Genomic DNA, 15,638 nt, shown 5'->3' on the forward strand with positions numbered 1-15,638 from the left:
TATCAGTTCATGCATAAAAGCAACGGATATTGAATCTGTATAAGGAGGTAAAAGCATGGCAGCAAAGGAATCAATCAAAAAAGTGGTTTTGGCTTACTCAGGTGGATTGGATACGTCCGTCATCATCCCTTGGTTAAAAGAAAATTACAACAACTGTGAAGTAATCGCCGTAGTAGGAGACGTAGGACAAGGTGATGACTACAGCCGATTGGAAGAAAAAGCGATCAACTGTGGCGCATCGAAGTTGTATGTTGCAGACTTGAAGAAAGAATTCGTCGAAGAATTCATTTGGCCGACATTGCAAGCAGGCGCTAAGTACGAAGGACAATATTTATTGGGGACTTCTTTCGCCCGTCCGATCATCGCCAAAAGAATGGTAGAAATCGCGCACTTGGAAAATGCTGATGCGATCGTTCACGGTGCAACAGGGAAAGGGAACGACCAAGTCCGTTTTGAAGTCGGCATCAGAGAATTTGATCCGAACATCACGATCATCGCTCCTTGGAGAGAATGGGAACTGACTTCCAGAGAAGATGAATTTGCGTATGCTGCTGCACATAACGTGCCGCTTCCGATTACGTTGGAAACAAACTACTCAAAAGATAAAAACTTATGGCATTTGTCGCATGAGGGCCTTGACTTGGAAATGACAGCCAACGAACCGGATTACGATAAAATCCTTGAGATGTGCGTGACGCCTGAGAAAGCTCCGGACGAAGCGACGTATGTCACTCTGGAATTCAAAAAAGGCATCCCGGTCAGCCTGAATGGCGAAGCAATGGATGGCATCGCCCTGATCGAAAAATTAAACGTGATCGCGGGCGCGAACGGCGTCGGCATCATCGATATCGTGGAGAACCGCTTAGTCGGCATGAAATCAAGAGGCGTTTATGAAACGCCAGCCGGAACTGTGCTGTACCATGCCCACGACAAATTGGAACAACTTTGCTTGGACAAAGACACTTTCCAATACAAACAATTGCTTGCCAACAAATATGCGGAGCTTGTATACAACGGTTTGTGGTATACACCATTGCGCAAAGCCTTGGCTGCGTTTGTGGACGAAACACAACAGAATGTCGAAGGTTTCGTGAAGATGAAGCTTTATAAAGGCAACATCACCGATGCTGGCGTAGTCAGCGCGAAATCATTGTACAGTGAAAGCTTTGCGACTTTCGAGAGCGACGATGTATACAACCATACCGATGCAGCCGGCTTTATCCGTCTGTTCGGATTGCCTACATCCATCCGCGTCATGAAAGAGCAAGCTGAAGGTCAAGCGACACATGAAGAATTGAAAGATTTATTAAAATAAACAACCGGTATTAGTGTTTGTTGACAGCTAGTCCGCTCCGGAACGCCCCCATCAGGCCATAAGGCCTGATGGGGGCGTTCTTTTTCAGTTGTTGGATAAAACCCGGAGTATGATCGCAAGCATACGCTCGTAAGCGAATGGAGGGATATTGCCTGGCCAAACTTTCATATCACAAAAGAATAAACTGTGATAAAATGAATGCATTCATATTAAGCTAGTTTAAGGAGGAGGAGATTAAGCGTGAATCAAACAGGTGAATGGAATAAAGCCCGTAAAATTATCATCGGCATCATTGATGTGCTGTTGTTCATCGGATCATTGCTGCTATCTTTTTATTTAAAATTCGGAAAAAATATACCATTGATAAACTTCGATGCCTTTCAGGGGAGCATTGCCTACGTCTCGGTGATCTTCATCATCGTCAACATCCTGTTCGGTACGTATATCTTTTATAACAAATCGATCAGTGACTTCTTGTTCATCACGGTTATCGGGCAATTCGTCCTTTCATTGATCATCATGGCGCTGACTTTTGCCGGGCGTTGGTTGGCATTCCCGCGGTCGGTCATTCTGATCAACTTTTTTGTGGGAACAATCCTGCTGTTCATCTTCCGCGTGATGGTGTTCAAAATGTACCAACGCATGAGCGGAAGCAAAAGGGTCATGATCGTCGGGATGGAAAAGGAAGTGTTTGCGGCAGTGGACAACTTCACGAATACAAAAAGCATCCGTCATGTCGTGACGCATGTCGTCCTGTCGGATTATTACGAAAATGTCCTGCGGCATCTGGAAGAAATTGATATCGTCTACTTAGCGAGCCAGATTGAAGAATCCGAAAAGCTGAAGATATACGATCTGTTGACGAGCAAAGAGAAAAAGATGTTCCTGAATACCAGCTTTGAGAACCTGATCATGGTCAATCCGAATATGATGAATATTGAGGATGAAAGTATCATCGAAGTTTCTCCGTTCCATATCCCGGCAGAAGATGGCCTGATGAAACGGATCATCGATATCGCAGTTGCGCTCATCGGTATCGTCATCACCTCGCCGATCATGGCCGTTACGGCTATCCTGGTCAAGAAGAGTTCCGAGGGTCCCGTTTTCTACAAGCAGATACGCATCACCAAAGACGGAAAGGAATTCGAAATTCTGAAGTTCCGCAGTATGGGTGTGACTGCTGAGAAAGATTCAGGCCCGGTTTTGGCAACAAGCAATGATATGCGCGTTACAAAAGTCGGCAAATATCTGCGCTCTTTGCGCATCGATGAATTGCCGCAGTTGTTCAACGTATTGCTGGGTGATATGTCCTTGGTCGGTCCACGGCCGGAAAGACCCTTTTTCGTCGATCAATTCAAGGAATTGAACCCGCATTATTATCTGCGCCACAACGTCCGTGCCGGAATCACCGGATATGCGCAAGTGTATGGGAAGTACGCTTCCGACTTCAACAGCAAGCTGAACTTCGACCTGATCTACATCAAGAAGTATTCCTTGATACTGGATCTGAAAATCATGCTGCAGACCGTCAAAATCTTGTTCGATAAAGTTTCATCCCGTGGAGTGGATGAAAGCGAACGGGCAATCCTATCCGAGCAAGAGATTGAAGAACGCGGCATCAGAGTCATTTATTAAAAAGAAAAGCGGGGCAACCCCGCTTTGTTTCGGATAAGCAAAGTAAACCATCCTGGCGGGCGAAAAAACGCCCGCCAGGATGGTTTTTTGTTTACACAGAAATGCCGGTTGTATTTGCGGGAATATGGGCTTATCACTATAATCAATCTGATGGATTTTGGACAAAAAAGCGGAAATGTATAGGGAATTGCGTTACAATAGTTAAATAGAACACTTCCTTCTGCTGTACCGTGACAGAATGCGGAGGCGTACGATCAAAGATGAAATGAGTGAGTTGGATGAGTTTTGATTATAACGATGATAGTTTAGCTTTGCATACTGATTTGTACCAAATTAACATGATGAAGACTTATTGGGATGAAGGCATTACCGAAAAACATGCAATTTTTGAACTGTACTTCCGGAAGTATCCTTTCAATAATGGCTATGCAGTCTATGCGGGGCTTGAGCGCTTCGTATCCTACATTCAAAATTTGCGCTTTACGGATACGGACATTGCTTATTTGCGTGAGCATGTCGGCTACGAGGAAGGTTTTTTGGAGTATCTGAAAAATTTCCGCTTCTCGGGCACGATCCGTTCCGCCTTGGAAGGTGATCTCGTCTTTGCGAATGAACCGATCGTCCAGGTGGAAGGTCCATTAGCGGAATGCCAATTGATCGAAACAGCCTTATTGAATATCGTAAATTTCCAGACGCTGATAGCGACAAAAGCCGCCCGACTGCGCTATGTCTGTAACGATGAGCCTCTGATGGAATTCGGTTCCAGAAGAGCGCAGGAAATGGATGCCGCCATTTGGGGCACCCGTGCAGCCTATATCGCCGGCTTCAATGCAACGAGCAATGTCCGGGCTGCTAAAATGTTCGGTATTCCCGCCTCAGGTACCCATGCGCATTCGATGGTGCAGGTCTACCGCAATGATTATGATGCCTTCATGGCTTATGCGCATTCCCACAAGGATTGTGTCTTCCTGGTGGATACCTACGATACGTTGAAATCAGGCGTGCCAAATGCCATCAAAGTGGCGAAGGAAATGGGCGATAAAATCAATTTCCTCGGCGTGCGCCTAGACAGCGGAGACATGGCCTACATTTCCAAAAAAGTCCGCCAACAATTGGACGAGGCAGGCTTTACCGATGCAAAAATCTACGCATCGAACGATCTGGATGAACTGACAATCTTGAACCTGAAGATGCAAGGCGCAAAAATAGATGTCTGGGGTGTCGGCACCAAACTGATTACCGCTTATGACCAACCTGCGCTTGGAGCGGTCTACAAATTAGTTTCGATCGCGGATGAGAACGGCCAAATGGTGGATACGATGAAAATCTCCAGCAATGCCGAAAAAGTTTCCACACCGGGCAAGAAACAAGTATGGCGGATCACCCGCAAGCGCGACGGCAAGTCGGAAGGAGACTACATTGCGCTTTGGGAAGAACAACCCGATCAAGAGTCGGAACTGTATATGTTCCATCCGGTCTTCACTTACATCAACAAAACCATCACCGACTTTGAGGCGCGCCCTATTCTGCAGGACATCATCGTAGAAGGTAAACTTGTATATGAATTGCCGTCGCTCCAGGAAGTAAAAGCATTCTCGGAAGCGCAGATGAGCGGCTTGTGGGATGAATACAAACGTATCCTGAATCCGGAAGACTATCCGGTCGACTTGTCCCAGAAGACATACGATCATAAGATGGCTACAATCAAGGAAATCAAAAAGCAAATAAAAGAAGAAGCATCATTATTGGAAAGCACTAAATAACCAATCAGATCAATCAAGGGGGAACAGCGATGCGTCCATTACAAAAAGAAATTATTGCTGCGTTAAGAGTGAAACCGGAAATCGATCCTAAAGAGGAAATCCGCATCAGCATCGATTTTATGAAAGATTATTTGGCGGCACACCCATTTTTGAAGGCATTCGTTTTAGGGATCAGCGGAGGACAAGACTCTACTTTGACAGGGCGGTTAGCCCAGTTGGCGATCCAGGAAATGCGCGATGAGACTGGCGACGACAGTTACCAATTCATTGCTGTGCGCCTTCCGTATGGCATTCAATTTGATGAGCACGATGCCCAAGCAGCACTTGCCTTCATTTCGCCGGACCAAAAATTGGTCGTCAACATCAAAGAAATGGCTGACGCTGCACTCGATGCGCTTGAAGAAGCCGGCCTCACCATCACCGACTTCAATAAAGGAAACATCAAAGCACGTCAACGCATGATCGTTCAGTTCGCGATCGCGGGCGACAGCAGCGGAGCTGTTCTGGGGACTGACCATGCGGCAGAATCCGTGACCGGTTTCTTCACAAAATTCGGGGACGGCGCAGCCGACTTATTGCCGATTTGGCGCTTGAACAAACGTCAAGGCCGTCAGTTGCTGAAAGAATTGGGTGCGCCGGCAGAGCTTTATGAAAAAGTACCGACAGCGGACTTGGAAGAAAATCGTCCCGCTTTGCCTGATGAGGTGGCTCTGGGCGTGACGTACGAGATGATCGATGCGTATCTGGAAGGCAAGGAAATACCGGATAAGGACGCTGAAGTCATCGAAGGCTGGTACACGAAGACAGAGCATAAACGTCACTTGCCGATAACAGTCTATGATAGTTTTTGGAAAGAAGCCTAATCTGTTCAGATAGTGGGGTTTTGCAGTGAAAATCAGCAAACAATTTAAAATGATGAAAGAAAAGCTGCAGTGCAAGAGCAGGGGACATATCCTGCTCTTGCACTTCTTCAGCTTGCTGGCGACCGTGTTCGTTGTCCATCTCTTTCTTCAATGGACTCAAAATGATCTGGATGCCGGACTGGTCGTGAATTTTGTATTTGCTTGGCATACGGAGAAGTTTCTGATCAGCACGGGCGTATTATTGACGCTGGGGCTATGGCTTTGGGCGCTGGTAGGGAACATCCGCTGGGCAAACGCACTGCTGTTGCTGTCGGGAGGAATCCTCGGGATGGCGACCTATGAAAAGATGCTGCAGCGGAACGAGCCCGTTTATCCGAGCGACTTGAAGATGCTGACGGAGGCCACCTTCCTTTTGGAGATGCTGAACGGACGGACATTGGCGGCAATAAGCTTGGTGTTCATTCTATTTCTGGCATTTGTGCTTTTTTCCCTGCGTCAGTCCAAGTCCAAGGAAACCGTGAAATTGGGATGGAAAGCACGCGTCCTGGTTCTTTTTGTGACAAGCATCGCACTCGGCTATGCCGGCCAGTTCCAAAAGGAAGGCAACCTGCTGAAGAAAGCCTATGACCGGACGGCCTATTGGATCCCGTACAGCCAACAAATGAATTACTATAACACCGGTTTTGTGGCCGGTTTCCTTTACAACCTTTCGGCTGCGCCGATGGAGCTGCCGACGGATTATTCACAGGAAAAAATCGATGAGTTGAAGGCAACCTATCAACAGTTTGCTGACGAGATCAACGCAGAACGGACGGCAGCGATGCCCGAAACGAATGTCATCTACATCATGAATGAAAGTTTTGCGGACCCGCTTGAGTTGGAAGGATTGGATCTGCAAAGCGATCCGATTCCGTTCACGCGAGCTTTGATGGATACAAGCTACAGCGGCGAGCTGTTGTCCCAAGGCTATGGCGGCGGAACCGCCAATATCGAATTTGAGGCTTTGACGGGTTTTTCGATGGAGCCGTTCGCCGCGAACATCACGACGCCGTATACGCAATTCCTGTCATCCCAAGACGATTTCCCTTCAGTCGTGTCCCGTTTGGAAGAGGCCGGCTTCCGCACAACAGCGATCCATCCCTATAATACGACCATGTACAAGCGGCTGGAGAACTATGAGGCTTTGGGCTTTGACACCTTCCTCTACGAGGACACGATGACGCATACGGACAAGCTGGACACCAATCCGTACATTTCGGATGCAGCAGCTTATGCAGAAATAACGGCTATCCTGAAAGCCAGCGATGAAAAAGATTTTATCCATTTGGTTACGATGCAGAACCATACGCCTTATCAAAATAAATACACGGTTACGCCATCTGCTGCGGAAACCGGCATAGCCAGCCAGACGATCCGGAACTATCTGCAGGATCTGCAGTACAGCGATCAAGCGTTGGCGGAGCTGTTGGCCGCCCTCCAGGAGTGGAGCGAACCGACCATCGTCGTGTTTTGGGGGGATCATTGGCCCAGCGTTTTCGGTGAGGATCTTTATGCGCTGAACACGATCCAAAATATGCATGAGACGCCTATGTTCATCTACAGCAACATGGCAGAAGTGCAAAAAGATCTAGGGGTCACCAGTCCCATCTATTTCTTCCCGGAAGTGCTGGAGCTGAGCGGCAGCCGTGTCACCGCTTTTGAAGCCCTGTTGATGGCGCTGCAGGAACAGGTGCCGGCTTTCGAAAAGACGCTGTATGTGAATGGCGATACCGGCGAATATGTCTCGAGCCGAGAGGGACTGTCCGAGCAGGCAAAAAGTCTGTTGGCGGATTATGATCTGATCCAGTACGATACGACCACCGGCAACCGGTACGCAGAATCAAACGGGTTCTTCCAAATGGACGATTGAAACAGATCGCCGGATTCTTGCGATTGGTTTGAGAGTGGATTTGCATGTAGGGCCGGAATCGCCTATGATTAAGGAAATAAAGGGTGAAAGGAGTGGTCCGGTGAGTTTCTTTATACGGTTTATGCTTCTTTTCGGTTCGACAATCCTGGCGAGTATGCTGCTTACCTACCTTTTCCGTGCGGCAGCGAGACGGTTCCGCTGGACGGATAAGCCATCCGAAGCGAAAGTGCATATCAAGGAGACGCCGACGATGGGAGGTGTAGCCATATTCGTGGCTTATTGGGGTGCCTTTTTCCTTGGAATCCCTCTGAGTAACCGTTCAGGTTATGCGGGCATCATATTTTTGAGTTCGCTGATCATCCTGGCGACTGGTATCATCGATGATACCTATGATCTGAGGCCTTGGCAAAAAATGATCGGTATCCTTACCGCGGCGAATGTCCTCTATTTCTTTACGGGCATCAAAATAGATAGCCTGACGCTGGATTATTTCGGAACGATCGAATTCCATGAAGCGGGTTACTTGGTGATGATGCTGTGGATTGTGGTCATCACGAATGCGGTGAATCTGATGGACGGGCTGGATGGTTTGGCGACGGGCACTTCGATCATTTCCCTCTCGACGATGGGCTTCGTCAGCTACTTCTTCACCGATTATATGGATGTGGCCACTGTTGTCATGATATTCCTTTTGGTTGCGAGCTTGCTGGGATTTTTGCCTTTCAACTTCTATCCGGCCTCCATTTTCTTGGGGGATACGGGATCGTTGTTCGTAGGCTTCATGATTGCGGTGCTGTCCTTGTACGGCCTGAAACATGCCACCTTCGTATCGCTGCTGATACCGGTGGCCATTCTAGGGGTTCCCTTGACGGACACGATCGCCGCCGTCCTTCGCCGGACTTTGCACAAGCGTTCCATCAGCGCGAAGGATAAAAGCCACCTGCACCACCGTTTGTTGCGGTTGGGTTTTACGCACCGCCAGACCGTTTTGGTCATCTATGCTTTGGCGATCATCTTTTCTTTGACCGCCATCCTATTCCCGATCTCTTCTTTCTGGGGAACGGTCGTTTTGGGAGTGGGTTTGGTTTTCGGCGTGGTGCTCTTCATCGTCTCCTTCAATTTGTTGGACAGCAATCGTTCCAAGTTGCGCAAAATATTGTATCGCCTTCTAAGGGAGAAGGACTACAAAAACAAATGAACAAGCGCGTGATAGCCAAACTGGCTATCACGCGCTTGTTCATTTTTTGTTAAGGATCTATTCGATATCGCCTTCATCGGCATCATTGTAAGCTGGGGAAACCGGACGCTCCACGTAGTCCTCTTCGCCGACTTCAAAGACGACACGGCCGTTCATGACATCAATTAGTGTTTCCTGGAAAGCATCGACGTCTTCTGTCGGGATGCCGCACAAGAAACAAACCTGGTCGGTGTACTGGGCCTTGATCAGCGTGTACGGCGATTGCGCCAAGTAATTCTCCAATTTTCCGGATGCGGAGTAGGAAACGATGCAGCCGACTTTAGTCTGGAGGCTGCGGACAACGATGCCGACGTCCTTCAAGGCCGTTGATACCGATCGGCTATAGGCACGGATCAATCCGCCAGCCCCCAATTTTGTCCCGCCGAAGTAACGGGTGACGACGGCAGCGACATAACGCAGCTCGTTTTTCTTGAGAACTTCCAGCATCGGGACACCAGCTGTTCCGGAGGGTTCGCCGTCGTCGTGGGCGCGCTGGATTTCGTTCTGATCGCCGATCAGGTAAGCGGAACAGTTGTGCGTCGCTTTCCAATGCTCTTTTTTGACGGCTTGGATGAATGCTTTGGCCTCGTCCTCAGAATGGACACGTTTGAGACTGCAGATGAAGCGGGAACCCTTGATGATGATCTCTGAAACGCCGCTTTCAGCGATAGTGTGATAGGTTGTCAGCATAGCTATTATCCTCCAATAAGTTAGTCAGTCCCATTTTACCACAGCGGCGGTCGGATGACAGGCCACGAACAAGGAAAGGGACTTTCCGAACATTTCCATTTGTGGTATTGTTAAAGGGAATAGACCAAACGGCCACAGAGGCCGATGGAAAGGTGATCTGCGTGAAAGCTACAGATTTAATCGATGTACTCAAAATGAAAAAAGTTGTCGGGAGCTTGGATCCCGATTTGAATATTGGAAAAATCAGCCAGGATTCCCGCGATATCCAATCGGGGGATCTGTTCATCTGTATCGACGGAACGCAAGTCGATGGCCACAATTACGTAGAGAAGGCGGTCGCCAACGGTGCGGGCGTGATTGTTGCCCATAAGGATATCCAAAAAGCGGCAGCAACTGTCCCGGTTGTGTATGTTCCCGATACGGGCAAGGCGATGAGTCTGCTTGCGAACCACTTTTATGGCTATCCGAGCGAGGCGATGAAAGTCATCGGTGTCACAGGTACCAACGGAAAGACGACAGTCACCTACCTGGTGGAAGCCATCCTCAAGGCGATGGACAAAAAAACCGGACTGATGGGCACCATCGAAATGCATATCGGCGACGAAGTGCACAAAACAAAAAACACGACACCCGACAGCATCACCATGCAAAAAGCCCTGCACCTCATGACAAAGAGGGAAACGGAATACTTCACGCTGGAACTTTCCTCGATCGCTTTGGAAATGGGCAGGGCATGGGGGCTGGACCTGGATGTCGCCATCATGACCAATCTGACGCATGAGCACATGGAGTTCCATCACACGATGGAAGCCTACGCAGAAGCGAAAAAACTGCTTTTCTCCCAACTGGGGAATGGTCGCAAAAACGGACAGACGAAAACGGCGGTGCTGAATGCGGATGATGAAACGATCCACAGTTATCGGATCGCTACGGCGGCAGAAGTCATTTCTTACAGCGTGAAGGATGAAACGGCCGATTTCTTCGCAGCGGATATCTCATACAGCCGCACGCAGACCCGCTTCGATCTGGTCGTAAATGGGGAACGCTATCCGGTCGTAACGAACTTGGTGGGGCTCTATAATGTATCCAACACATTGGCTGCGTTGGCGGCAGTTTATGCTGTGGGCATTCCGTTGGAGGATGCAACAAAAGCGGTAACGTCATTGGTTGGTGTTACCGGCAGGCTGGAGATCGTTCCAGGCGCAAGCGACATCGGCGTCTATGTCGATTTTGCCCATTCGCCCGATGCGATGGAAAAAGTATTGAGTGTGGTGCGCGAATTCACCCAAGGAAGAGTCATTTCTGTTTTTGGCGGGGCAGGGGAACGGGAGCATGAAAAACGCCCGATCATGGCCCGCATCGGTACGGAACTTTCGGATTATGTGGTCCTGACGACGGACGATACCGGGAAAGAACCACAGGAACAGATCATCGCGATGATGCTTGCAGGCATCGAAAAGGATAACTATGAATACATCGAAAACCGCAAGGAAGCCATCCAGCATGCCATCGCCATCGCAGCACCGGGAGATACGGTCATCCTGTTGGGGCGTGGACATGAGGCTGACTACAACGACAGAGGCAATATGATCCGCCTGCTGGACAGTGAAGTGGCGGCTGAAGCGGTTGAAGCCCGCAACGAGCGGCTAAGCCTAAATAACGATCAGAAAGTTTGAGGATATTCATGAAAATTGCAGTAGTTACGGACAGTACCGCTTATTTGACGGCTGAGATGCGCCAGCGGCATCATATTCATATGCTGCCATTAGTCGTGAATATCGGAGAAAAATCATTTGAAGAAGAAATAGATCTGGTTGCAGAGGACTTCTATGCCTTGATGAAATCTTCTGAGGATTTCCCGAAGAGCTCTCAACCAGCGGTGGGTGCCATGCATCAGCTGTATGAAGAATTGGCGAAGGAGCATGATGCGATCATCAGTATCCACCTCTCGAGCGGCATCAGCGGTACATACCAGAATGCTGCCGCTTTAAGCAGGGAGTATCCTGAGTTCAACATTCATCCCTTCGATTCTGAAATCAGCTGCTATGTGCAGGCCCGTTTCGTCTTGGAGGCGGCAAGGTTGGCTGCTGCCGGTATCGAACCGGAGCAGATCATTGCGCGATTGGAACACATGAAGAAACGTTCCCGTGCCTACTTTATGGTGGACGATCTGATGAACCTGCAGCGTGGCGGCAGACTATCGGGAGGGGCTGCTGTGATCGGCTCCATCATGAAAATAAAGCCAGTGCTGCATTTTTCGGACAAAAAGATAGTCGTTTTCGAAAAAATCAGAACCAATGCACGGGCGTTGCGAAGGATCGAAGAACTTTTGGGCCAGACGGCTTCAAAGGCGGATTACCCGATCATCGCAACCGTCATCCATGGGAATATTCCCGAAAAAGGGCAAGATTGGCTGGAACACCTCCAAAAAGAGTTTCCGGACATTCGGTTCGAATTGAGTTATTTCGGCCCTGTCATCGGGACGCATTTAGGTGAAGGTGCGCTGGGGCTGACCTGGACGGAAGACACCGAATTGAGCTATCCAATATAAGCAACAAATATTTGCGGCAATCATACATCATTGGGGAGGAAGGGCCATCGGGGTTCTGTCCTTCCTGTTTTTTTTATAAAAAGGATAGCGGGGTGCAGTCGTGAGAGTATTTATCGGCATCAAATTACCTGAAGTCAGCAAAGGACAACTGGTTGCTGTTCAGGAAGAAGTGAAACGTGCCAGCCTCAAAGGGTCATTCACAGATCCGGACAACTTCCATTTGACGGTGCGGTTTATCGGGGAAGTGGACCAGGATCAGAAGAGCGCGATCGAAACTGCGCTGGCCCGCTGCGCCGCAGAACAGGGGCCCTTCCTGATCGAAACTAACGGATTGGGTTATTTTTTCAAAAAAAACAAGTGGATCATCTGGATGGGCATCAAAGAAAACAGCCCGCTCGAACAACTCTATGATCAGCTTAATGTTTCCTTGCAGGGGGAAGAAATGCCTCTGGCTGAGGAGGTGGCCTTCATCCCGCACCTTACGCTGGGACGGGGTATCGTGCTGGCGCAGGAGTGGGAAGTTCTAAGCAAAGTACCGTTGCCGCCGGATCAGAAAATCCCTGTCACCGCGCTGACGTTGTTCGAAAGTGTGCGGCTGAACGGAAAGCTGGTTTATCGCCCGCTTGCTGATTTCCCGTTCAAAGGTCGGACAATCCGGACAATAGCCAGCAAACCAACAAATATCTGACCGGAAAACAGAAAGGCGTCCCTCTTCGCAAATTCAGCGGAAGAGCGGCGGCTTTTTTTGCGTATGCTATCTGGGGAAAGGGCAGGAAAGGAAAGGGAGGAAGGCATGGACGGGAAGGAACTGTACGGCAGGGAGTTGACGAGGAGCGAGTGCCGCAGCGCAGACGATAGGCTGTTGGCTCTGGTTGAAAAACGACCCGGTTTGGTCAGCGCGAACGGGAAGCTGACATGTAACCGGTGCGGGAATCAGGACCGGAACAAAATGCAGGCAGCACCGTGCTCCTGCGGAACCGCTTGTTTTTATTGCTTAAGTTGTCTGAACATGGGAAAGATCAAAAGCTGCACGGTGCTCCACCATCTGCCGGAAACCAATGCCTTCGCATGGCCCCATGAGCCGGTTCTGCAATGGCAGGGCCAACTGTCCTCCGAACAGAAACGTGCGTCGGATGAAATCGTGGAGACGGTCCGTTCTGAAGAAACACGCCTGATCTGGGCCGTCGCCGGTGCGGGGAAGACCGAGATGATTTTTGAGGGTATTGCAGCCTGCCTGCGCAAAGGCGGGAGAGTCTGCCTGGCCTCCCCGCGTGTGGACGTTTGCCTGGAACTGGCCCCCCGGATCAAGCAAGCTTTTCCGGACATCCCGTTGGCCTTGCTGTACGGAGGTAATGAGGAGGGTTACAGCTACACGCCGCTCGTCATCGCCACAACCCATCAACTGCTGCGCTTCCGGGAAGCGTTCGATCTTCTGGTCATAGACGAAATCGATTCCTTCCCGTTCCATAACGATGCGAGCCTCCAGTTTGGGGCGCAAAAATCCAGAAAAAAAACAAGCGCGCTGATTTATTTGACGGCGACCCCGTCACGGGCCATGCAAAATGACATCAAGCGCGGCAGATTGGCAGCGACTGTGCTGCCTGCCCGTTATCACGGCTTTGCGCTGCCCGAACCAGAATGTCTGTGGGTCGGGAATTGGCGCAAGGCCATCAACAGAAAGAAAAACGCTCGATTTCTTTCCTTGATCAGGAGGCAACTCCAACAGCAACGGCGCTTCTTGCTTTTTTTGCCGCATATCCAGCTGATGGAAGAGTTGGACGGATGGTTGAGGGAACTTTTTCCGGATAAGCAGTTCACCTGCGTTTCGGCGAGCGATCCTGACCGCGAGGAGAAAGTGAAAAGGATGCGGGCGGAGATGTATGATTTTTTGATGACAACGACCATACTGGAGCGCGGCGTAACTTTCAGGGATATCGATGTCATTGTGCTTGGCGCGGAAGATCGGGTCTTCACGGAAGCCTCGCTTGTGCAGATTGCCGGCAGGGCAGGAAGGCACAAAGACTTTCCGACAGGGCGGGTCTGTTTTGCCCACGACGGCGAAACGAAAGCCATCCAGGGGGCGGTCCGGCAAATCCACTCGATGAACCGGGCTGCGGGAAGAAGGGGGCTGTTGAATGGGTCAGTGTCTGTTTTGCCAAAATGAGATTCGCGAAGTATTGACCCTCCAGGAACTTTTTGGTTTCGGGAAAAAGAATCGCGGAACGGTCTGCCGGACCTGTGAGGAAAAGTTGCCGCGTTTAGCCGGCCGAACCTGCTGTCCGGGATGCATGCGGCCGCAATCATTATCCACGGGTTTGTGCGAGGACTGCCGGAGTTGGAGCAGTCGCTATCCGGAGCTGACGATCGCGCATCATGCTTGCTATGCCTATACGGGCATCGTGAAGGACTGGCTGCAACGCTATAAGTTCCAAGGCGATTACCGTCTTGCTGGTGCCTTCACGAACGATCTGCGGGCATATCAAAGAGCGCATCCTCAAGCACTGTTCCTCCCGCTGCCGATATCAATCGCCAGCTACGAGGAAAGGGGCTTCAACCAGTGCGAGGAGATGCTGAAACAGGCAAGAATCCGCTACGTACAATTCTTGGAGAACCAGCATGCCGGCGAAAAACAATCGGAAAAAAACAGGGGGGAACGACTGCTGACAACGCAACCATTTTCGTTGCGGGTTGAGCACAAAAAATATCTTCAGCAGGAAATTATTCTTTTTGATGACGTCTACACTACCGGAAGAACGCTCTACCACGCGAAATCCCTCCTGTACAAGCAAGGATTCAGATCGGTGCGCTCCGTTACAATCGCAAGATAATCAATCATAAACATTGAAATGTTAAGGCGCTTACATTATAATGAGGTTAAAGAAACCCCCTATGAGTGGTCCATAGGTGAGGGTTGTCTTTATCTGACGATGCGTCAGACGAAAGGAGAGAGTGCTATGTTTAAGTATAATGTCCGAGGAGAAAATATTGAGGTTACAGAACCGATTCGCAGCTACGCCGAGAAAAAATTAGGCAGACTGGAAAAATACTTTGGCAACGTGCCTGAAACAACTGCGCATGTCAACTTGAAAGTATATCCATTCCCAGCCGAAAAATCTGCTAAGGTGGAAGTTACGGTTCCGCTACCTTTCCTGGTTTTAAGAGCCGAAGAGACTTCCAACGATCTATACGGAAGCATCGATTTGGTTGTGGACAAACTTGAACGCCAAGTCCGTAAGTACAAGACGAAGATTCACCGCAAATCCAGAGAGAGAGGATTTGATATCGGTAACGAGCCGAATCTGATCGAAGAGAAAATGGAAGACGATGAGAATCCGCTTGAAATCGTCCGCACTAAACGTCTTTCCCTCAAACCGATGGACAGTGAAGAAGCTGTATTGCAGATGAATATGCTTGGACACAACTTCTTTATCTTCGAAGATGCTGAAACGAACGGCACAAGTATCGTGTACCGCCGAAAAGACGGCAAATTCGGTCTGATCGAAACTGACTAAATCCGAAAATAACGTCCCCCGCCAATGAACGGCGGGGGGCTTTTTTTTACTTAAGAAAGTATATAAATTGTCGGAATCAAAAGTGCATCACCGTTGGTGTTGTTTAGGATTGTAAAATGTTCCATGCATCCCAAATCATTGGCTAGCTTCACGGGTTAGCCCT

13 protein-coding genes are annotated in these 15,638 nt (G+C 49.4%); 12 read left to right on the forward strand and 1 reads right to left on the reverse strand.

Going from position 1 to position 15,638, the window contains the following annotated elements; translation table 11 throughout:
- Nucleotides 1–55: 55 nt before the first annotated feature.
- The 6 genes from BM184_RS10405 to BM184_RS10430 all read left to right on the forward strand — a co-directional run bounded on the left by BM184_RS10405 (nt 56) and on the right by BM184_RS10430 (nt 8,683).
- A complete protein-coding gene (locus BM184_RS10405) occupies nt 56–1,315 on the forward strand; it encodes an argininosuccinate synthase (RefSeq protein WP_086943692.1) in 1,260 nt (419 codons plus the stop codon).
- A gap of 240 nt (nt 1,316–1,555) precedes the next feature.
- Complete coding sequence (locus BM184_RS10410) at nt 1,556–2,950, forward strand: sugar transferase (RefSeq protein WP_086943693.1); 1,395 nt, start codon at nt 1,556–1,558, stop codon at nt 2,948–2,950.
- A 278-nt stretch (nt 2,951–3,228) separates the two neighbouring features.
- Nucleotides 3,229–4,713, forward strand: coding sequence for a nicotinate phosphoribosyltransferase (locus tag BM184_RS10415; protein ID WP_086943694.1), 1,485 nt, complete (start codon nt 3,229–3,231; stop codon nt 4,711–4,713).
- Between the two features lie 29 nt (nt 4,714–4,742).
- Nucleotides 4,743–5,576 (forward strand): ammonia-dependent NAD(+) synthetase, encoded by an 834-nt coding sequence (gene nadE / locus BM184_RS10420; RefSeq protein ID WP_086629423.1) that lies wholly within the window; start codon nt 4,743–4,745, stop codon nt 5,574–5,576.
- A 25-nt stretch (nt 5,577–5,601) separates the two neighbouring features.
- On the forward strand, nt 5,602–7,485 hold the full coding sequence (locus BM184_RS10425) for an LTA synthase family protein (protein WP_086943695.1): 1,884 nt from the start codon (nt 5,602–5,604) through the stop codon (nt 7,483–7,485).
- 100 nt (nt 7,486–7,585) lie between these two features.
- A complete protein-coding gene (locus BM184_RS10430) occupies nt 7,586–8,683 on the forward strand; it encodes a glycosyltransferase family 4 protein (protein ID WP_245830776.1) in 1,098 nt (365 codons plus the stop codon).
- A 57-nt stretch (nt 8,684–8,740) separates the two neighbouring features.
- On the opposite strand, the gene BM184_RS10435 is transcribed toward BM184_RS10430, so the two are convergent.
- Nucleotides 8,741–9,412, reverse strand: a complete 672-nt coding sequence (locus BM184_RS10435; protein WP_086943697.1) for a YigZ family protein — start codon at nt 9,410–9,412, stop codon at nt 8,741–8,743.
- 161 nt (nt 9,413–9,573) lie between these two features.
- On the opposite strand from BM184_RS10435, the gene BM184_RS10440 reads away from it, so the two are divergent.
- The 6 genes from BM184_RS10440 (at nt 9,574) to hpf (ending at nt 15,475) form a co-directional block, all read left to right on the forward strand.
- Nucleotides 9,574–11,088, forward strand: a complete 1,515-nt coding sequence (locus BM184_RS10440; protein ID WP_143091134.1) for a UDP-N-acetylmuramoyl-L-alanyl-D-glutamate--2,6-diaminopimelate ligase — start codon at nt 9,574–9,576, stop codon at nt 11,086–11,088.
- Between the two features lie 8 nt (nt 11,089–11,096).
- A complete protein-coding gene (locus tag BM184_RS10445) occupies nt 11,097–11,963 on the forward strand; it encodes a DegV family protein (protein ID WP_086943699.1) in 867 nt (288 codons plus the stop codon).
- A 100-nt stretch (nt 11,964–12,063) separates the two neighbouring features.
- Nucleotides 12,064–12,651 carry an RNA 2',3'-cyclic phosphodiesterase gene (gene thpR, locus BM184_RS10450; protein WP_086943700.1) on the forward strand — a complete coding sequence of 196 codons (588 nt, stop codon included), beginning with the start codon at nt 12,064–12,066 and terminating at the stop codon, nt 12,649–12,651.
- Nucleotides 12,652–12,756: 105 nt separating this feature from the next.
- Nucleotides 12,757–14,127 carry a DEAD/DEAH box helicase gene (locus tag BM184_RS10455; RefSeq protein WP_086943701.1) on the forward strand — a complete coding sequence of 457 codons (1,371 nt, stop codon included), beginning with the start codon at nt 12,757–12,759 and terminating at the stop codon, nt 14,125–14,127.
- Nucleotides 14,099–14,791: a ComF family protein gene (locus BM184_RS10460; RefSeq protein ID WP_086943702.1), complete on the forward strand. Its 693-nt coding sequence runs from the start codon at nt 14,099–14,101 to the stop codon at nt 14,789–14,791. The genes BM184_RS10455 and BM184_RS10460 overlap by 29 nt, the downstream gene beginning before the upstream one ends.
- 126 nt (nt 14,792–14,917) lie before the next feature.
- Nucleotides 14,918–15,475: a ribosome hibernation-promoting factor, HPF/YfiA family gene (gene hpf, locus BM184_RS10465; protein ID WP_086629408.1), complete on the forward strand. Its 558-nt coding sequence runs from the start codon at nt 14,918–14,920 to the stop codon at nt 15,473–15,475.
- Nucleotides 15,476–15,638 lie beyond the last annotated feature (163 nt).

The sequence above is a fragment of the Trichococcus pasteurii genome (assembly GCF_900112935.1).
GTDB lineage: Bacteria > Bacillota > Bacilli > Lactobacillales > Aerococcaceae > Trichococcus > Trichococcus pasteurii.